General features: G+C 35.6%; 13 protein-coding genes and 1 pseudogene. 6 read left to right on the plus strand and 8 right to left on the minus strand.

All coding sequences use genetic code 11. The features are described 5' to 3' along the window. Window positions 1-1829: 1829 nt before the first annotated feature. The gene (locus tag A9Y75_RS08155; RefSeq protein WP_071189069.1) at window positions 1830-4211 is read right to left on the minus strand and encodes a GH116 family glycosyl hydrolase; all 2382 of its coding nucleotides are present in this window, start codon (window positions 4209-4211) and stop codon (window positions 1830-1832) included. A gap of 289 nt (window positions 4212-4500) precedes the next feature. Between A9Y75_RS08155 and A9Y75_RS08160 the strand changes: the two genes are divergently transcribed. From A9Y75_RS08160 to A9Y75_RS08170, 3 genes are all read left to right on the plus strand, one after another. Next, window positions 4501-5646 carry a VWA domain-containing protein gene (locus A9Y75_RS08160; RefSeq protein WP_071189070.1) on the plus strand — a complete coding sequence of 382 codons (1146 nt, stop codon included), beginning with the start codon at window positions 4501-4503 and terminating at the stop codon, window positions 5644-5646. 17 nt (window positions 5647-5663) lie between these two features. Further along, window positions 5664-8915, plus strand: a complete 3252-nt coding sequence (locus A9Y75_RS08165) for a tubulin-like doman-containing protein (protein ID WP_071189071.1) — start codon at window positions 5664-5666, stop codon at window positions 8913-8915. 66 nt (window positions 8916-8981) lie between these two features. After that, window positions 8982-9500 carry a hypothetical protein gene (locus A9Y75_RS08170; protein ID WP_071189072.1) on the plus strand — a complete coding sequence of 173 codons (519 nt, stop codon included), beginning with the start codon at window positions 8982-8984 and terminating at the stop codon, window positions 9498-9500. 68 nt (window positions 9501-9568) lie between these two features. Here A9Y75_RS08170 and A9Y75_RS08175 read toward each other — a convergent pair whose 3' ends face one another. The 3 genes and pseudogenes from A9Y75_RS08175 to A9Y75_RS30380 all read right to left on the minus strand — a co-directional run. Beyond that, the gene (locus A9Y75_RS08175) at window positions 9569-10027 is read right to left on the minus strand and encodes a hypothetical protein (RefSeq protein WP_071189073.1); all 459 of its coding nucleotides are present in this window, start codon (window positions 10025-10027) and stop codon (window positions 9569-9571) included. A 439-nt stretch (window positions 10028-10466) separates the two neighbouring features. Further along, entirely contained in the window at window positions 10467-11192 is a 726-nt protein-coding gene (locus tag A9Y75_RS30065; RefSeq protein ID WP_343232371.1) for a DnaJ domain-containing protein, read from the minus strand. Next, window positions 11181-11231, minus strand: a pseudogene (locus A9Y75_RS30380) (hypothetical protein); the annotation flags it as partial. The gene A9Y75_RS30065 and the pseudogene A9Y75_RS30380, both read right to left, overlap by 12 nt. 86 nt (window positions 11232-11317) lie before the next feature. Between A9Y75_RS30380 and A9Y75_RS08185 the strand changes: the two are divergent. The 3 genes from A9Y75_RS08185 (at window position 11318) to A9Y75_RS08195 (ending at window position 13997) form a co-directional block, all read left to right on the plus strand. Continuing rightward, a complete protein-coding gene (locus tag A9Y75_RS08185; RefSeq protein ID WP_071189074.1) occupies window positions 11318-12562 on the plus strand; it encodes a hypothetical protein in 1245 nt (414 codons plus the stop codon). A gap of 57 nt (window positions 12563-12619) precedes the next feature. Then, entirely contained in the window at window positions 12620-13363 is a 744-nt protein-coding gene (locus tag A9Y75_RS08190) for a flagellar motor protein (RefSeq protein ID WP_071189075.1), read from the plus strand. A gap of 115 nt (window positions 13364-13478) precedes the next feature. Beyond that, window positions 13479-13997 carry a DUF29 family protein gene (locus tag A9Y75_RS08195; protein ID WP_071189076.1) on the plus strand — a complete coding sequence of 173 codons (519 nt, stop codon included), beginning with the start codon at window positions 13479-13481 and terminating at the stop codon, window positions 13995-13997. A 22-nt stretch (window positions 13998-14019) separates the two neighbouring features. Here A9Y75_RS08195 and A9Y75_RS08200 read toward each other — a convergent pair whose 3' ends face one another. From A9Y75_RS08200 to A9Y75_RS08215, 4 genes are all read right to left on the minus strand, one after another. After that, the gene (locus A9Y75_RS08200; protein ID WP_071189077.1) at window positions 14020-15567 is read right to left on the minus strand and encodes a hydantoinase B/oxoprolinase family protein; all 1548 of its coding nucleotides are present in this window, start codon (window positions 15565-15567) and stop codon (window positions 14020-14022) included. Between the two features lie 77 nt (window positions 15568-15644). After that, a complete protein-coding gene (locus A9Y75_RS08205; RefSeq protein WP_071189078.1) occupies window positions 15645-16346 on the minus strand; it encodes a Uma2 family endonuclease in 702 nt (233 codons plus the stop codon). A gap of 189 nt (window positions 16347-16535) precedes the next feature. Beyond that, window positions 16536-18641: a hydantoinase/oxoprolinase family protein gene (locus tag A9Y75_RS08210; RefSeq protein ID WP_071189079.1), complete on the minus strand. Its 2106-nt coding sequence runs from the start codon at window positions 18639-18641 to the stop codon at window positions 16536-16538. Between the two features lie 207 nt (window positions 18642-18848). Continuing rightward, window positions 18849-20039, minus strand: a complete 1191-nt coding sequence (locus A9Y75_RS08215; protein WP_071189080.1) for an HhoA/HhoB/HtrA family serine endopeptidase — start codon at window positions 20037-20039, stop codon at window positions 18849-18851. Window positions 20040-20160 lie beyond the last annotated feature (121 nt).

Consider the following 20160-nt stretch of genomic DNA (forward strand, 5'->3'; position numbering starts at 1 on the left):
GGTTGTTGATGAAGACAACCATCATTGAGTACTTCTCGGCTTTGGCTTTTGCTAACCAGTGAATGCAAGGTAAAAATTTACCTGTTTTCTCTCTCGTTAGCTGGCTTGGTAGATGCTGTTGTGTATGAGAGAAAAATCCACAACCCTTAATTCAATAATCTTTTACTGGATATTATTGTATAACTTGCCGCCGAGCGTTAGGAGAGCTTTTCAGTAAAGTCTCATAACTTTGAACTTAGCCGAGAAGATAATTCATATTTGAATCTCAATGTCTACATTCGTATTTATACTATTTTTTGTCGCTAATGTCATCTGCCAGTTTGGCAGTCCTATAAGTTAAATTTACTTAATGTCTCTAGATATTCACTTATGGATTGTGCAGCTTTGAATTTTGTCCCATATTGAGCAAAAAAATGGGGGGTTACACCCCCTATTTTATGAATTGAAAAAAGTTAATTATGCTTGTTTCATTAACAAATTATCTTGCCGATTTTTCTTAAAAAAGCTTATCTATAAGCAACTCTAGATACTTTTGAAAACAGCCAAATTCAAGATTTTTATTAAAATTAGCCCTGACTGGTTAGTTATTATATATTGTTATATGTTTTGCCTGAAGTTCTTATCTAAAAATCTTTACAGATGCACTAAGCTCAGTTATCCGCTAGGAAAATAGGAGTAATGATTGCATAGAAACTAGCTATATAATCCAGACATTAACTGGTTAATACTACTCTTGTATGCTATGATATATTAACCTATTTTGTCACCACAAAATTAAAATAAAAAAACACCCATTCAGAGGTGTGCTGATAAAAAAGTATAGTCGGCTTAACCGAATCTTAAACATATAATTTAGCATCTAAACGCCAGTTAGCAGGCAAATAATGCTTCTATATTTTTTTCAATAAAATTACCCAATTTTGGGAATATAACCAACCAATTTGTCTAAGATTACTGTGGCGATGGAGTTGAGATTAAGAATAAATGAAAATCGTTAATTGTGATGAGTTTCTGATTATTAATTTATGTTAGTTTTATATTTTGAACTAGATCAAGAATGCATTACTCTAGGAACTCTTTGTTGCTGAAGTCTGAGCGGCAAATCCCATCATCTTTAAATTTGCTCAACAACTAAATCAGGAATTTATTGACAATGTGAAATTCAGGCATTACCATATAAATCCGACTCGCTCTAAATCTCTAAATTGAGACTGTAAATTTTAGGGAGTATTTTATGAGTGAGGACAACTTTACTGGATCTCTCTTTAGTATTCATTTTTCTATATTTCCTTAGATACGTAGTAGGGGTATTTTCTAGGCTAATAATTATGTGCAGCCCAAGTCAGTTTTTACACTTGTACTCAGGGTAGGTTGTGATAAAAACGAAATAATCGGGCATTTTTTCTAAGTAATAGATGAGAGTCGTGATATTTATCACCAAATACGGTGATAGGGACATTTAAAAAAAAATGAGTAAAACATGAGTTTTGAGGTTTAAAACTTTCGACTCTAACCATTTCTTGCTTTTTCTGAGGATTCCGGAAATAATCGGAAAATAAAATAGCAGTTTATAGACATACATTGTTTTGGTTATCAATGATGCTTTTTCTATATAAATCTTCAAGAACTATCTATTGATACCTAATGCTGTTTATCTGCATTTTATATTTTTAAAGCTTAAAGTGATAAATTTTACTAAATTTAAATTTAGAGTTGAGAAGATTCACAGTTGTGTAAAAATGACGTAATACTGATTATAGCCTAATTTATAGAGAAACTAGGCTGAATCAGTTTAAATCATCAAAGCCGTATTTTTACGATTATGGGTATCATAAATGTAAATAAATAGCCCAGATAGCCATAGCACGGAGATAAGTACTAGCGCGGAAAGTCCCTGTAGAAGTAATAGCTTCGGGAGTGCGGAACTGTAACCCATTTTCGTAAACTTGCTTAACTACGGCTTCAGTTAAGCGCATGGCTTCATTTTTCATGCCCATTTGTAGGAAAAATGCAGCTAAACCAAAATTGATACCTGTCCAAACTTCCAAAGGATGTGTAGAATTAGGATTTTCTGGTAAACCATTGGGAAGAACACCGTTAGCAGCACCGAATTCACCATTTTGAAACTTGAGAAAACAAGCATCATATATAGTTGTCAAAGCCGAAATGGCGCGATCGCTGGGGACAATATCTGGTAAACTCAATAAACGAGTGTAGAATTGCCCACACAATTGGTCAGCCATAACTACATCAGAACCACTTTCGCTATCCAAACGGTAATATTCACCATTCCACAGCTTTTCTTGGTAAATCGGTTTTGATTGATTTAACCAAGTTTGATAAATCGACTTTTGCGTTTTTGTGTCTCTGTGGTCTGCTAAAATATCACTGATAGCGATCGCACTTTCCAAAGCCGCTAACCATAAACCACCACAATAAGCACTTACACCTTGCAAACGCCAATCATCGAAAGTTTGGTCAGGTGCGCCAGAATTTTCTGGTATACTGTCCCCATCGAGATCAAATGTTTTCACATAATCGAGAGTTTGGACAATTGCATCCCAACAATCTGCTAAAAACTGGATATCATTTGCACCGGTAAACAGAAAATCTCGATATACCTGCAATACAAAATCACAACCTAAATCTTTCCAGAGATTGCAATCTTGATAACTAGTGTAATTGGTTTTTTCCCAAACGTGTTCGTTGGGTGCGCCTAAATCATGAGGTGTAGCACCGGCGACTTTGCGAACTGCGAGGGGACTTTCGGATTTGATGGTGAGATAATAACCGATAATTCTAGTTCTATCATCACTTTGGGGAATTGCCCTAGCAAAAGCGCGAATCACCGATTTTTCCAGTTCAGGAAATAACATCAACAGTCCAAAAGAACCGTATAACCGCACATCCAGACTTTCATACCAACGATAATCTAGACATTCTAACACGGCGAATTGGCCAACGGGATCAATTTCTGACGCGGCACTCCAGAGAGTTCCCCCGCTGGTTAAGTCGTAGAGTTCGTTAAATAACGCCATTTTGAACCAGTCGGGTAAGTCAGAACGGTTGAGAATAGGGTGTTGCCAGTTTTGGATGAGCGATCGCCAATTCTGATATTCTTTAAGTGCAGTAGTGGCAATTTGCCAAGCATTCTCACCATTACAACCAAAAAAGTCTGTATATCTGCGGTAATAGTTCACTCCCGCTGCAAATTCTGTTACAGGAAAATCCCAACTGAGGACAAAAGGAACTTCCAAATTTTCCCCTGGTTGCAAAGTGAAACGTACTGCAATAGCAGCACCTAATCTGGTTTTTTCATCTGCGGGAGTTTCATCTATATAATTAGGTAAAGAACCATTTTCTGAGAAACTTTGCCAAACATCTTCACCATTACCCACAGGATTAAATCGGGAATGATGAAATATTTCAACTTGAGGATTTTTTGCAGTCGCAATACACCAAGTTCCGTCTCCTTCTTGGACAGTTTGATTATCAGCAACTTGACCTAAAACACAACCAAAATATTGATCATCTTCTGCTAAACAATTATAATTACCTTGACTTTCTCCCCAAGCTGGTTGATATTCATAAACTGGACTACCATCATCTCTAACTCGCACTTCAGGAGATTTCAAAGTATTCGTAAACCAACCCACCATATTTTCCCAAGTTAGCATAATGCTAATAGTAATTGGTGCATTTGTAGGGTTGTGGGCTTTCCACAAGAAAACCGCTACAGGATAACTAGTTTCTTGATAATTATTTGCCCAAATTGGCGAAAATTGCTCACAGGTTAATTGTGATTTTAAGACATTTTCATAAACAAACCAACTGCGAGGATAAAGTGCATGATAAGTTCCTGATTTCACACAATCAACAGAGAGGGGAGAAGGTGGATACCATTGCCAAGATTGCAGTGTGTTATCTTCTGGTGGTTGGGTAGATAATGCGTAAGCTTGTCCAGATTCAAAGACACTAAATTGACAAGCGGGAACGTTTTTGAAAGTATGTTCTCCCCCGTCAATGTGCCACAGGTTAAAATCTCCTCGTGAAGAACGTCCTATACACCCTGCACCAAAGCCACCGAGAGGCATTCCGTGCCAGGGACCATCATCAATATTACTAGCATAGCGGACGGTGTAGGGTTTGTCCCAGCCTAGGCCAATGGGACGTTTCCAGGTGCAGGGGGGTATTTGGGGGTGGTTTGTCATGGTTTGAGTTTCACGGGTTGACGCTAATGAAGAGTAGCGCGATGTGTGATATTTCTCAAGTCGTATGTGAGGAGAGTAACTGACATAGCTGTCAAATTTAGTAAGTAGTCAGTAAAGTAATGCTAATGAAAGTCTAAATAGAGCGCGTAACTACAAGTAGTGGTACAATTCAAAAATATACAAGCTGCAAACAGTAACAATACAATTCTTTGATTTATACTTTGAACTAGACTTGTTACTTATTTGTGGAATAAGTCTGAAACACACTATTTAATAGGCTATAAGGTTTGTGATTTTGACAAAAATTACCCCTGGACAACCACTGACTGATACACAGAAAAATGGCTTACAGTTGGTATCCCTATTGGGTGGGGGTAAACGTGATGTTGTCTTAGCTATTGATGTCACGAAAAGTGTAGGTTTAAATGACGAAGGACGTATTCGCTTACGTCAGATAGTTGCAGACAGTCTCAAACCCGGAGATTCTGTTTATGTTGTGACCTTTGGTCAAGATTTAGTTTTTAATGAAATTATAGATGTTAAAAATCCATTAGGAACACCTATAGATTTTAGTCAAAAAAATCCAGAAAATATTGATAAAGTATTAGCTAAAATTCCTTTTAATTATGACCCTAACCGCTACGGTACAGATATTCAAAAAGCAGAATTAACTGTTTATCAAGGTATTGCCCAGATTAATCAAAATCGAGTTTCCAAAAATCTACCAATTAAGCCGCAGTCGGTTGTTTGGATTACTGATGCACCGTTATGTACTAAACCTGAAATTACTTGCCAAGTTTGGATAGAAACTCCTGCTAATAGTCCTTTCAGAATTGCGACATCACCGGAAAGTCAGGAAAGACAGAATTGGATTAAGGCTTTACCTTTAAAAGAGCGACCGCTCCCCATTCCAACACAATCTAATAAAGATTATAAACTATCTGTAGTCGATATTAATCCTACAGTTCAAGAATTTTGTACACCAGCACCAGGAGGTCAAAAAACTTGTTTGGTTGATCCTTATTTAATTAAACAGTTATGGCTACCAACTCTAATTTTATTATTAATAGTTGCCGCAGGTATTTGGAGTATATTAAAATTTACTAAATTGCAAAAAAAATGGGAGGTGCGAATTAAGTTACAAGATAATGAAGATGAAGAACCAATATGTAGATTACCAAACAATAAAAAAATCGCAATTGGTGAAGATGATTCTAGCTGTATACATTCTATCAGCTTTCGAGGTGGAGACATTAGAGCATATTTAGAACGTAAAGGAGAAAAGCTTTATTTAGTGCCAAAGGAAGATGCAAAAATTGAACTTAACAACAAAAAAGTCACCTCACGGACTCTCATATCAAGTTCTAATTTCACACTAAATTGCCCAGATTCACGCCAGCGCGATCACGAGATTTCTATCAAAATCAAAAAATAGTATTCAGGGGAAAAAACATGACTCAAGCATCTGCAAACGAAACCCAATCTAGAGGAATTAATCGCACAATTTGTATCGGTTTAGGTGGAACTGGTAGAGATGTTTTAATGCGAATTAGAAGGTTAATTGTTGACCGCTATGGAGACTTAAATAACTTACCAATTGTCAGTTTTGTTCACATTGACACAGATAAAGCTGCAACCCAAGTCACAGGGATTAGAACTGGGAGTACATATCATGGTGTTGATTTGAGTTTTAAAGAATCTGAAAAAGTCAGCGCTACCATGTCATCTAAAGATGTCACCATGTTTGTAGACGGACTAGAACGGCGTTCAGAATATAGTAGTTACGGACCTTATGACCATATTGGGATCTGGTTTCCTCCTCAGTTATTGCGGAATATTAAAGCAGTTGAAGAAGGTGCAAAAGGTATTAGACCTGTTGGTAGATTAGCTTTCTTTAATAATTACCAAAAAATTAAAACAGCGATTGAAACCGCAGAAAGACGTACGAGAGGACATGAATCTTTATTACTGAAATCAGGTTTAAGAATAGAACCAGGATTAAATATTTTTGTGGTTGGTTCTCTTTGCGGTGGGACAGGAAGTGGGATGTTTTTGGATGTTGCTTATAGTCTAAGAAATCTTTATGGTGAACAAGGCGCTCAGATTTTGGGTTATTTAGTGATTAGTCCAGAATTGTATGGGAATACTCCTAATATGAGTGCTAATACTTATGCTGCATTAAAAGAATTAAATTATTACAGCAATCCTAGTACAGAATTTAAAGCCTGCTATGATATTGAAAATTTATCAATTATTCAAGAAAAACGTCCACCCTTTGATTATGCTTATTTACTATCTCAGCAAACAGGAAGTGAATATGAAATTCTTACCCAAGGTAAACTATGTAATGTGATTGCTCATAAGATAGCTCTAGATTTTTCTGGTGAATTAGCTCCAGTTATTAAAGGTAATCGAGATAATTTCCTTCAACACATCATTCAGTCCGATAAACATCCACGTCCTAATAGCCAAAGATACTTAACATTTGGATTGTCAGCAATTTATTTTCCTCGTGATACTATTATCCAAATTGCTTTAACAAAAGTCAGTTCAGAATTAGTCAAATTTTGGTTAAATGGTAAAGGTCAAAGTCCAGACCCTTTGAACTTACTTGAGCAATTTTTAATTCAGCATAATTGGCATAATGACTTAGCAAAACGAGATGGATTAACTAATAAACTAGCAGAATCTGTAGAAGAATCTAATAAGACTTTTAGTAATAGTATCAAAACTTGGCAGAATAAATTATCACGGTTAATTGGTGAATCTAAAAATAAAGATGACCGTGCAAATGTTCGCCAACAATTAGCAGGAGAATTTTATAAACAATTCCGCACAGTGCAACCAGGAGAAACGGAAAGTAATCGCGGCTATTGGTTGACAAAATTAATTCAGGCTGCTCCTAAAATAGTTAAGGAACTTAGCAATAATATTGATGATTATCTAATTCAATTACTCACACCAATAGAAGCTAAATTTTCTATTAAAAATACCCGCAGTTGGATAGATGCTCTGCAACATGAATTGCATAAATATCAACAGGATTTGCAAGAAGCAATTACTGATTTTGGTGGGATGAAGAGATTGGAAGATGTAGAAAGAAAATGGGATAATGCTGAACAAATAATTGAAGAAATTGAAAATAAATTTATTTTGATTTTAAATCTAAAGAATAGTCAATTTCAAGATGAAGCCAAAAAAGTAATGCAGGAAGTTTGCAAAATTATCAGGCATAATTTTGACTTGACTGTGCGGCAAGAAACTCTGAAAATTGTCAATCAGTTACAAAAGCACGTTCAAGAAAAACAAAAACAAATTGCAGCTTTCAACAGTTTAGTAGAAGATTTACAAAGTGCTTATGAAAAAGAGGAACGAGAATTAAAACAGTTGAATTTTGATGAAATGAGTGGAGAGGCAATTTTTGATACTGAAGATATAGAACTTTGCTATCAAACTATGTTGCCAGAAAATGATTTTCGTCCTCAGTTGGTATTAGCAAGTTCAGCACTTACTGAAGCTACTGGTAGAGGGACATCCTTAGCATTTTTTTTGAATATAGAACGCACTACGCACTCTCAGCTAAAACAAGAAATTGACTTAAAAGTTGATAGTTTATTTGCTTTTCGAGGCAGTAATATTGTTACTTCTGTGATTAAACGCTTCATAAAGAAATACTCTTCATCTGTTGCTTCAACTCGTTTAGGACAAATTATGCAGGAAGCTCAACCACTTCTGCGTTTAAATTTAAATGATCCTTATTTCCGTGACGAGGGTGGTAAAAGTAGTAAATTAGTAGGATATAAAGATACAGATGAATCAGAAGTAAAAGATTTTAAAAAATTATTAACACAAGATTTAGGAATTTCAGCCACTGTTTTAAAAGCAATACAAGCAGACGATGAAATTTTAATTGTGAATGAGTATGCTGGGTTTCCGTTGAGATTAATTAGTAGTTTGGAAAGAATGAGAAACCCATATTTACGAGAACAAAATTCTGGTACATCTTTTTTACATAATGATTCTCGTGCTTCCTTTCCTGATATTATTCCACCAGATGCTAGAAGAATGGAAGAACTAGAGGATATTTTCTATCCTTGTTTAGCATTAGAGTTACTAGCAGAAAATCAGAAAACTCAGGAATTAGAGTTTCAATATTATGACGCTTTTCAAGATAGTTATTATACTGCTGCTTTGAGTGCAAATTGGATGGAAGCTTTGGAAGATTTGGCCAATAATCGCAATATGGCTGATACGTTAAAGCAAATTTTAGATGATGCAATCGCTCGAATGGAAAATAATCCAAAACTATGGGATAACGAGTATTTACCAAAATGGCGTAAATTTGCAAATCAAGTTGAGAAAATACCAGATCATAGTCCTAATTCTTCCTATAAACAAAGAGTATATGTAGATACAAGAAATACTACACAACATAACATAAAAGAGGGAATTATCAATCGTTTTTGGAAGAAGATGGAAGCAAAATTTAGAAATCAAAATTTACTTCAAACTAGAAACAATACAGAAACTCAAAAAGCTATTGTTGGTGAAATAGTCTCTACTTCTCCTCTAAATAATACTGATAATCGCTCAAAACGACGGCAAGAATTAGAGCAGCTTAAACAAGATTTAGATGAAGGTTTTATGACTCCAGAAGAATACGAACGCGAAAAACAAAGAGTCTTCATTCAATATCCACTGTAGTTTTTCCTGGGTAGTTCATATCTACCCACTTTTAACCATCTTCCCGCACTACCAAAGGTAACTTTTATGCCACCAATACCATCTTACTTAATTGTTAGCATTGTTTTTTTTGCTGTTATATCTGGAGTTACTCTTTTGCTTCGCATATCTCTTTACCACTATTTGATAGTTTTAACTAATAAAGTTCAAAGATTAATCAAGTCAGGAGTAAGGGGAGAACAACCAAAAATTGTCCAAACATTGGAGGATAGATTTGAGCAAGCTTCTAAACAATTAGAACAGGTAAATACAGGAGCATTAATTGATCAAATTTATAGTCAGGAAAAAATCAAAGGCTTGAATTTTACCTGTGAACAAATAGATTATTTATGTCGAATTATGCCAAATTTACTGTTAGCATTTGGCTTGATGGGTACTTTTTTCGGTATCACCATGAATTTAGAGGCGCTTAGTCAAACTATTAATCAAACTAATGCTAATGATGTTAGTAATTTAGTTACTGAATTAAAGAAACCTCTAGAAGGGATGAGTATTGCTTTCAGGGTTAGCGCATCTCAAATCCTATTGACAAGGGAATCTAGTTGATATGTGGGAGGATGATCAAGTGGCACAACTCAAGGTAAGTTAATAGATAACCCATCTAGCTGCTGTATCTAAGTAATGTCAACAGGATTTAAGAAGAAGTGCAAAACCAGAAAATCTGTTACACCCAGTGTAGACAGTAAAGAGATTACAAGTAACTGATATGCACCATATCCACCTGCCGCTGCTACTGCTACAGGAACTAAAACTGGTGATGAGACAGCAGTTCCAGCAGCCACCCCTAACCCAGCTAAAGCCGTTGTTATTTCCCCAATAGTAGCAGCCCCGGTTGCAGCTAAAGTTGCTAAAGTTGCTGTATCTCCAGTAGCCATAAGTGTTACTGCGCTACCAGAAACTACACCAGCTGCAAATGGAACGATATTACCGCAGTCTGAGGTACATTCGATTTTTACTACATTATTATCTGCACTAGCTGTAGATGGGAAAATAGTTATAGTGCTTACTAAAATTAGTAGTGTAGCTAGGCTCACTGATACTAGTCTCTTAGTATTTTGGAGTATTTGCTGCATCTAAATTCCTTCATGTATCAAAAATTGACAGTCTCTATTTAAGACACATTCAGTCTAAGCGATATTATCCTCTACCGGTAATGTTGTAATTACTTAATTATTTCTTAATAAATTTAAATTTTCTGTAATTTCCAGGCAAAAATCTAAGTAGCGATTATAAAGACTTTGCGAGAAAAAAACCTCTTATTCAACTCAAACCGTCAACTTCACAACCCCTAACGGTAAGGTAATAAAAGCCATATTTAGTAAAAATAAACAAAATAGATGACATCCATAGAATCCCACAAAAAAGCCAAAGCCCTCAAACCCGGAAGCGTGCGCCCCGCCAAAGAACTTTGTAGCGAATGCGGAATACTGATGAAGGTATATATATTCTACAGTAATAACCATTTAAAAATAGAGCTTATAGTAGCAAAATCCCTAAATTTTCACTGGTTAATCAATTATGTGTCTTTAATTGCTGCTGAAACTTTTGATATGCCTCATTAATTGCTTGCATGGCAGTTTTAGCACTTACAGAACTGTTAATATCAGGATGATATAATCTGGCTAATCTCAGATAGGCAAGTTTTACGTCTTGAGGATGAGTTTTGGGTTCTACGCCTAAAATTTCCCACCATTCCCCTGTTAAGGATAAATTATCACTGCTTTGAACTTGTCGCCAAATTTTGATAGTTCCACCTTTTCCGCCACTAATCAACATTTTACCATCAGCGCTAAAAGCTAGGGGACTAAACCCAGAAAGAGTTTCTAATAATTCCCCAGTTTCGATATTCCAAAGATTGATAATTCCATCTTGACTACTACTAGCAATAATTTTACCATCTGGGTGAATGGCAATAGCAGAAATAGCCGTTGAGTGTCCTTTGAGAGTGTGACGTAATTCCCCAGTCTGGAGTTTCCATAATTTAATTTTATTATCTGAACTTCCACTAATCAGAGTTTGATTATCGGGAGTAATTGCTAGTGTGTTTACTGTTGCTAAATGCTGATTAATAATATAACAGTTTTCCCCAGTTTGTAAATTCCAAATTCTGATAGTTTTATCAACACTACCACTAACAAGAGTTGTAGAATCAGGACTAATAGCAACAGCTAAAACTGCATCCGTATGTCCATTTAAAGTGCGTTTAATTGTTCCCCTGTAGCTTTCCCAAATTCTGATAGTTTTATCCGTACTAGCACTAACAACAATATTACCATTCTATGAATGATCAATACATGGTTTCTGTGTTAGCAGCATCCATAGCAAACTATTCTCCTCTACTGTAATTCCCCTGTCAACAGGATTTGAGACGCGCTAACCCTGGTATTGCTTTTAAGACAAGTTTAATAGGAATTGGTTTGAGTTTTATATTAACAATATCCTATGGTTTCTGGAATACTAGTTTTGCAAAATATCAATTAATTAGTTCTTTAGAAGATTATTTAGATAATATTTATCTTCCTCAAGTTCAAGGTGATGCTCGTCTTGATAGAATAGTTAATAGAATGGTAGATCAGCAAGATGTGTTTTTAACAAATTTTGGCGAAACAGTACGAGAAGCTGTAGAAAAATCTATGGGAAAAGTGGCACAACAAATTGCTGACGGAAATAGAGAAACTACAGATTTAGCTAGACAAGTCTATGAAAAATTTACAGACGCTGCTGGAACTATATCTCGTGCTGCTAATGAGTTTGAAAATTCAATGTCAGAACTAAATTCAACATCTCAAATATTTAAAGAGTCTGCTGAAACTTTTAATAAAAGTGATTTTCCTTTAAAATTATCATTAGCTACAGTAGATTTGAGTAATACACAGCAAAATTTTTCCGAATCAGCAGCAAGTTTAGCCGCGACAACAGAATTAATTATAAATTCCTTAATTGAACTAGAAAATTGCAGTCAGAGTTTAATTAATTTAGGAGAAGATATCAAAGGTATTAATCAAAGTTCAATTCAAGTATTAGATTTACATCAAACTAATCAAACTCAGATGAGTAAAATTATTCCTCAACTCCAACAAGGTGCTAATAGTTTTTCTGAAGCTATTAATAAACTTGATCAGTTAGAAATAAAAGTTAGCGATAAAGCTGATAGTTTGAATAATGTAGAAGTTTCGCTCAATCAATTATTAGAGTTTGTCAAATACAATTCAGAACTTGTAAAATACAACACAGAACAGATGAATGTAGCATTTGATAATTTAGGTGATAGCTTCATTTCTAATTTTTCCCAAAAAATTGATCATAATCATCAACAATTTCAGACGGTTATCAGCAATATTGAAGGATACGCTAATCAATTTATCATTAAGTTTGACACTATTAAATTAGATTTAATAAGCTTATTACAAAATAACAATGTTGAATTAATTTCAGAATATAAAAACGTTAGTAATATTATTGTTCAAGGTATCAACAAGCAAACAGATATAAATACAAAAGGTTTAGAGATGATCATCAAAAATATTCAAGAATGTAATAAAAATTTGCATGATACGAAAAATTCTATTAACCAACTCAGACAAGTAATGAAAACACCAGAATCATAGATATAAACTTATAAAATTTCTTAATCACATTTGTTTGTAATCAAAAAGAATTAAATTATGGCTCGTCGTTCACGCTACACAGAATATAACGAAGATTTAAATGTTTGGCAAGCATTTACAGATTTGATGTCTAATGCCTTTATGATATTAGTCTTATTTTTATTTCTAACTATTATCATCTCACAAATTACTAAAGATCAAAATAAACCTGTTAAAAATTCCGTTAATTTAGCGGTAAAAGTAAAACAATTAGAGCAGCAAGTAAAATATTTGCAAACCCAAATAAAGCCAAAAAAACAATCAACAGACACACCACCAATCATAGTTATCAAAGATCAAGGTGCTTACAGATTTGCTTCTGGTAGTGCAGAAATTCCTCAACAAATGTCAAATTATATTTTGAAACAAATAGTACCGGAAATAGAAAATAGAACTAAACAATATGGCATTAACGTTGTCGAAATAATCGGACATACTGACGGACAACCTAATGGTAATATAACAAGTAATTTAGATGTGAATTTAGAAAATGTAGTTAGTGGTAACTTACCTGTCGGTAAACTCCAAGCTGGTTCTAATGCTGATTTAGGATTAATGCGGGCTTTATCAGTTGTCAAAGTGCTGCGTGATACCCAAAAAAAAGAAGGTAGACTATCTGGCTTATCATTTCGTGCTTATTCTGCGGCACAATTAATATTACCAAATGGACAATTTGCAGGGATAGCGCGGAAAGAGGATGTAACAAGAAGACGAATTGAAATTCGCTTTACTCGTTTGGGAGAAGTTCGAGAAGTTAGGTAAAAAATAACATTAATATACTGTAGATATTTAGCAATCCTAAACCCTAACTAACTCCTAGCTTCTGAAATTCTGCTATACTTAAATATGGTTGAATTAATTTGAGGTTAATACAGCAATGACACAGGAATTAATAGACCTCAGAAATAGCATTTTAGAACAGCGTTATGCAGATGCTTTAGCTATTGTAGATGAATTAGAGGGGATGAGTAAAAAGGCAATTTTACGGCAAATTAAGTCTTTTCTAAAAGTGCTGCTGATACATTTAATTAAAAATAAAATAGAGAAGCGGTTAACAAATTCTTGGGCTGCATCTATTAGAAATGCCGTTTTAGAAATTCAAGATGTTAATCTCAAAGAAAATAAGAAATTATATTACATTAACTTAGATGAATGGAATGATTATCTTGAACATGAAATAGATATAGCTATTCGAGATGCAAGCGTGGAAGTTTTGAATGGTGTTTACAGCCCTTTTCAACTCGCCGAAATGGTAGATAAAGAACAGATAATTCATCAAGCAAAATTTCTATTGAAATTGACTTATCAATATTCAGTTAAGGAATTACCGGCTATAATTGATGATTATTTAATTCAATTACCAGGTGGTGAAAATTGGAAGTTAGGGAAAAGGTGATATTTGGTTTCTCTTAGATTCACTAAACCCTACCAAATCCTCCACCTCCAGGAGTTTCTATCACAAAAATATCCCCAGGTTGCATCTCTACTGTAGCCGTGCTATCTAAATACTCTTCAGTTCCATTTTGACGTTTTATCCAATTCCTTCCTACTTTTCCCCCTTCTCCACCATTCAACCCAAAGGGAGGAATCAAACGATGGTTAGAAAGAATATTAGCTGTCATCGGTTCTAGAAACTTAATCCGACGAATTACCCCATTCCCCCCAGAATATTCTCCTTTACCACCACTATCAGCACGCAGACAAAAACTTTCTATTTGTACAGGATAACGGGTTTCTAAAACTTCAGGATCAGTCAACCGGGAGTTAGTCATATGTGTATGAACTCCATCAGTACCATCAAAATTAATCCCCGCCCCAGAACCACCGCAAATAGTTTCATAATATTGATATTTCTCATTTCCAAAAGTGAAATTATTCATCGTTCCTTGAGAAGCAGCCATCACACCCAAAGCACCATATAAAGCATCAACAATAGTTTGCGAAGTCTCTACATTACCAGCGACTACTGCTGCGGGATAAATTGGGTTTAACATACAGCCTTCAGGAATAATTATTTCTAAAGGTTTAAGACATCCAGCATTGAGAGGAATATTATCATCAACTAAAGTACGGAACACATATAAAACTGCGGCTTGAGTTACAGCTTTGGGAGCGTTAAAGTTACTATTTAGTTGCCAAGATGTACCAGTAAAATCAATTACAGCACTTCGATTTATTCTGTTAATAGTGACTTTTACTTGGATTTTGGCATGATTATCCATTTCATAAATAAATGCACCATCTTTGAGAACATCTATCGCTTTTCTAACTGCTTCTTCTGCATTGTCTTGGACAAATTTCATGTAAGCTTGCACTGTCTCAAGCCCGTATTGCCAAACCATTTTATTTAGTTCTTGAACTCCTCTTTCATTGGCGGCAATTTGTGCCTTAAAGTCTGCTATATTTTGGTTAGGGTTACGGGCAGGATAGGTATGATTTAAGAGTAATTGCTTTGTTTCTGGTTCTCGAAAATTTCCCTGTTCAACTAAGAGGAAATTATCAAAAATAATTCCTTCTTCTTCAACGGTGGTACTGTGAGGAGGCATAGAACCGGGAGTAATTCCGCCGATATCAGATTGATGTCCACGAGAAGCTACATAGAAAATAATTTGTGTTTCGTCTGTGTCAAAAACAGGAGTAATTGCTGTTACATCAGGAAGATGTGTTCCACCGTTATAGGGATTATTTGATAAATAAACATTACCTGCTTTTATGGTGTCACCTCTATCATTAATTAAACTGCGGACACTTTCACTCATTGAGCCTAAATGTACGGGAATATGGGGAGCATTAGCAACTAATAATCCTGAAGCATCAAAAATAGCGCAAGAGAAATCTAGCCTTTCTTTAATATTCACTGATGCTGCGGTGTTTTGCAGAACAATTCCCATTTGTTCGGCGTTAAATTGAAAGAGGTTTTTAAAGATTTCTAAACGGACGGGATCAGGTTGAGATGTGGTGGACATCTTTTTTACATAAATTAATTAACTTCAAATTAAACTGTAGGTTGGGTTGAGGAGCAAAAACCAACCTATATTTTTGCTTAAATAGTATCTGGATCAATATTTAATTCCCGCAATTTCGCTGCTAAACGTTCTGCTCTTTGAGCTTCTTGTTCTGCTCTTTGAGTTTCTTTTTCTGCGGTTTCTTCAGGTGTAGGTACTAAATTTCCTTCTGGTGTGAAATAACGTAATAAACCTTGATAAATTCCCAAAGATAAGCCTAATTGTTCACTCCATAAACATCCTTTTTCGTTTGCTTTTACAGGTTGATATTTTCCATTTATTAACTGAAAACCTGCAAATTCTAATGTATAGGGATCAAACCAAAAATATTCGGGTGTGCGGAAAGTATCTTGATAAAGTTCTTTTTTTGATTCTCTATCAATCTTAGCTGTTTTTGGTGAAAGAATTTCGACAATTACATGAGGATATTTACCATTTTCTTCCCAAACTACCCAACTTTTACGAGTTTTTCTTTCAGTTCCTAAGACTACAAAAAAATCAGGCCCCCGGAAATTTTCTGTTTTTTTCTGATGCGGACTATAATAAATACTCAGATTTCCCGCAGCATAAAAATCAGTTCTATCTTTCCATAACCATTCTAAACATTTGAAAAGTAAAATTATTTGTCGTAGATGTAGTTCTGTTTCCACGGTCGGTTCATCACTATATAAATCACTGGGAGGAAAAATTACATCTGGAGAGATGTTTTCTTCCGATGCTATTTCTTGAGTAATCATCATAATATGATACCAAGTAGTTATTTTTTTATTCTAACATTAATTACTGTCATTAATGAATTGATAGATAATTTTGAATCTTATATTTTAAGTATAACTAAAATGGTAGGTTGATTGAAGAATGTATCCCGTAGGCATAACCCAACATTTTCGAGAGAAATTTTGTTGGGTTGCGCTGTCGCTTAACCCAACCTACAATTTAAAAATGCGTTGCAAAATTAAATAATTGCGCTCAGTTAATGTTGCTTCCCAGTTAGCTTCAACTACAATTGTGCTGATTTTTTCAACAATAATTGCGGGTTGACTAATTCTATCTCCTGGTTGTAAATCTTCCCGTCGATAAACAGGAGCATCATACCATTGATTAGCAGTAAACATCTTCACTATTTCAACTGATTTAGGTGCTACATTTTGGGGACGGTTACGAATAATTAAGGGTTCTTCAGGAGTATCCATTTTCTGAATTACTTCTACTGAGGCTGATTCGACAATTAAGATTTTCTCTGATTGAATAAAACCATAACGAGATTTATGTTCGGTTTCAAATTCTTTTCGCATTAATGCCACATCATCGGCAAAATTAATGTTTAATGTAGAATTAGTTCCGTCATATTTTAAATTAATCTTTTTAACTATTTCTTCTTTACTACTTGTTTCATCTGAGTTAATGGTACTTCTAGCTTGAATTTCTAAAGTATCCATTAAATGCTGTAAATGCGGGATTAATGATTGACTTAAAGGCTGTTCTACTCCCGCTTCTTTAATTGCTCTAACATCAGCTAATCCCATTCCATAAGCAGAAAGAACTCCTGCATAAGGATGCAGAAATATTTTTTTCATTCCTAATGTATCAGCAATTAAACAAGCAACTTGTCCCCCTGCACCACCAAAACAACAAAGTACATATTCGGTGACATCATAACCACGTTGGAGGCTGATTTTTTTAATTGCGTTTGCCATATTTTCTACAGCAATAGCAATAAATCCTGCGGCTACTTGTTCGGGTGTAGAATTGTTACCTGTGACGGCTGTAATGTCTTGGGTTAATTTTATAAATAGCTTTTTGACGATATCTTGATCTAAAGGTAAATTGCCTGTATTTCCAAAAACAGAAGGAAAATATTGGGGGTGAATTTTTCCTAACATGACATTAGCATCTGTTACAGTTAATTGTCCTCCACGTCGGTAACAAGCTGGGCCAGGATTTGAACCAGCAGATTGGGGGCCAACACGATAACTAGAACCATCAAAAAAGAGAATTGAACCACCACCAGCAGCAATTGTATTAATTGCTAATACAGGGACTCGCATTCTTGCACCAGCAATTTCTGAATTCAATTGGCGTTCATATTCTCCTTTAAAATGGGCAACATCTGTACTTGTTCCTCCCATATCAAAGGTAATTACTAACTCAAAACCTGCTCTTTTACTGGTTTGAACTGCACCAACAATACCGCCGGCTGGACCGCTTAAAATACTATCTTTTCCTTGAAATTGTTGTGCGTCGGTTAACCCTCCATCTGATTTCATAAACATTAATCTCACGTTGGGTAACTGACTGGCTACTTGATTAACATAGCGACGCAAAATCGGAGTTAAATAAGCATCTACTACAGTTGTATCTCCTCGGCTGACTAATTTCATTAAAGGGCTAACTTGATGAGATATGGAGATTTGTGTAAAGCCGATTTCTTGAGCTATTTGTGCTACTTGTTGTTCGTGGTGGGGATAGCGATCGCTGTGCATAAAAACAATGGCACAACTACGAATTCCTGTGTTATAAGCTGTTTGTAAATCATTTTTAGTTTGTTCAATATTTACGGCTATTAATTCATTGCCGTGAGCATCATAGCGTTCATCTACCTCAATTACCTGTTCATAAAGCATGGAAGGTAAAACTATCTGCCTAGCAAAGATATTTGGACGATTTTGATAACCAATTCTCAAGGCATCTTTAAAGCCTTTAGTAATAGCCATAACCAAACGATCACCTTTCCTTTCTAACAGCGCATTTGTTGCTACTGTTGTCCCCATTTTTACTACTTCTATTGCTTCATTAGGAATGGGTTCTTTGTTGGAAATACCGATAATATCCCGAATGCCTTGAATCGCTGCATCTTGATATTGTTCAGGATTTTCTGACAGTAATTTATAGACTATTACCCATTCTTGATTAGGCAGAGAAACAATTAAAAAACGTTCTGGATGTTTTGCAAGTCGGTCTACGATTGCTTGATTATTTGTAATAGCAACAATATCTGTAAATGTCCCACCTCGGTCAGCAAAGACTTTCAACATTATTCAATTTCCTTAATGGTATAGAAATAGAATAATAACAATATTTAGAGTATTTTTATGGAAGACATCCTTTAAGGGGTACACCGAAACATACCCCCATAAACAATAATTAATAGGACTTACGTAAAACAGAAACAATGTAGCGGTAATTCATGAATTACCGCTACACAGGAATAAGTTTTCAGTCACATCTTGCGTAAGTCCTAACTAAGAAAGGTCTTTCAACTCAGCGGTACGAACTGAAAGCTGTTGTGTTTGATTTCCTCGTTGTATTTTTACCTGCAAAACTTCACCCAATTGACTATCTTCCACCACGGCTTGTAACTGTTCTGCACTAGTAATGGCTTTATTATTAATCTGCACAATTGCATCTCCACGACGGATACCCGCAGTTGCAGCCGGGGAGTTGGGTACAACTCGCATTACCAATACACCTTTGACTTCAGGAATCGCAAACATGGAATTGGGATCACGGTTATTTTGTTGTGCTAATTCCGGTGTTAATGTTACCATTTGTACACCTAAATAAGGGTGAACAACTTTTCCATCTCGTTGCAATTGAGATGCGATCGCTTTAGCCTTATCTATAGGAATCGCAAACCCAATCCCCATCGCATCTGCACGAATCGCGGTATTGATCCCAATCACTTCACCTTGACCATTTAACAACGGCCCCCCAGAGTTACCAGGGTTAATTGCAGCGTCGGTTTGAATGAAATCTAAGCGTTTATCATTAATCCCGACTTGAGCGCTGGAACGTTTGAGAGTGCTGACAATCCCCAATGTTACCGTATTATCAAATCCTAAAGGATTACCAACTGCGATCGCCCAATCTCCCACCTGGACATTCTCCGAAGAACCCAAAGGTGCAACAGGTAAGTCATTACCAGCATTAATCTTGACTACCGCCAAATCCGTAACTTCATCAATGCCTTGAACTTTACCTTCAAAAGTGCGACCATCTTTAAGACGAACGGTGACTTTATCAGCTTGATCAACTACGTGAGCATTAGTAAGAATTATCCCACTTTTGTCTAAAATAAAACCAGAACCTAGACCGCGTAATTGCTCAGTCGGTAACTGTTGAGAGTAACTATCACCAAAAAACCGCCGGAAAAATGGGTCTTCCATCAAAGGCTCAACACGACGAGTAATAGTTTTTTCTGTATCAATCCTGACCACAGCAGGCCCCACACGATTTACCGCTGCTGTGACAAAACTACCGCTACCAATAGCAGCAATCCCACCAGAAGACTTTTGAGCAACTACAGCAGGAGCAGGTTCCGCTTCAGATGGTAAGACTTGTAAGCAAGTAACCGTCAGCAGAACTCCTAAAAAAATGGCGACAACATAGGAACTCAATTGGCGAATATAGCGGAGTGATTTGGAAATTTGCATAATTACAATCTGATTTAGAAGCCTAATTTTTGCTGTTTTGTGACAAAGCTACATACACTTATTTTTACAGCTTGGATCAAAATCTTCGCGTATTGAAGTTTTTATCTGGCTGCGTCGTCTA

Origin of the sequence: Trichormus sp. NMC-1, from assembly GCF_001858025.1 — a bacterium.
Lineage (GTDB): Bacteria > Cyanobacteriota > Cyanobacteriia > Cyanobacteriales > Nostocaceae > Anabaena.

What these genes read in the sequence shown, in the direction of transcription:
- A9Y75_RS08155 (WP_071189069.1), bottom strand. Translation starts at nt 4,211, where the DNA reads ATGACAAACCACCCCCAAATACCCCCCTGCACCTGGAAACGTCCCATT.
- A9Y75_RS08165 (WP_071189071.1), top strand. Translation starts at nt 5,664, where the DNA reads ATGACTCAAGCATCTGCAAACGAAACCCAATCTAGAGGAATTAATCGC.
- A9Y75_RS08170 (WP_071189072.1), top strand. Translation starts at nt 8,982, where the DNA reads ATGCCACCAATACCATCTTACTTAATTGTTAGCATTGTTTTTTTTGCT.
- A9Y75_RS08175 (WP_071189073.1), bottom strand. Translation starts at nt 10,027, where the DNA reads ATGCAGCAAATACTCCAAAATACTAAGAGACTAGTATCAGTGAGCCTA.
- A9Y75_RS08190 (WP_071189075.1), top strand. Translation starts at nt 12,620, where the DNA reads ATGGCTCGTCGTTCACGCTACACAGAATATAACGAAGATTTAAATGTT.
- A9Y75_RS08195 (WP_071189076.1), top strand. Translation starts at nt 13,479, where the DNA reads ATGACACAGGAATTAATAGACCTCAGAAATAGCATTTTAGAACAGCGT.
- A9Y75_RS08200 (WP_071189077.1), bottom strand. Translation starts at nt 15,567, where the DNA reads ATGTCCACCACATCTCAACCTGATCCCGTCCGTTTAGAAATCTTTAAA.
- A9Y75_RS08205 (WP_071189078.1), bottom strand. Translation starts at nt 16,346, where the DNA reads ATGATGATTACTCAAGAAATAGCATCGGAAGAAAACATCTCTCCAGAT.
- A9Y75_RS08210 (WP_071189079.1), bottom strand. Translation starts at nt 18,641, where the DNA reads ATGTTGAAAGTCTTTGCTGACCGAGGTGGGACATTTACAGATATTGTT.
- A9Y75_RS08215 (WP_071189080.1), bottom strand. Translation starts at nt 20,039, where the DNA reads ATGCAAATTTCCAAATCACTCCGCTATATTCGCCAATTGAGTTCCTAT.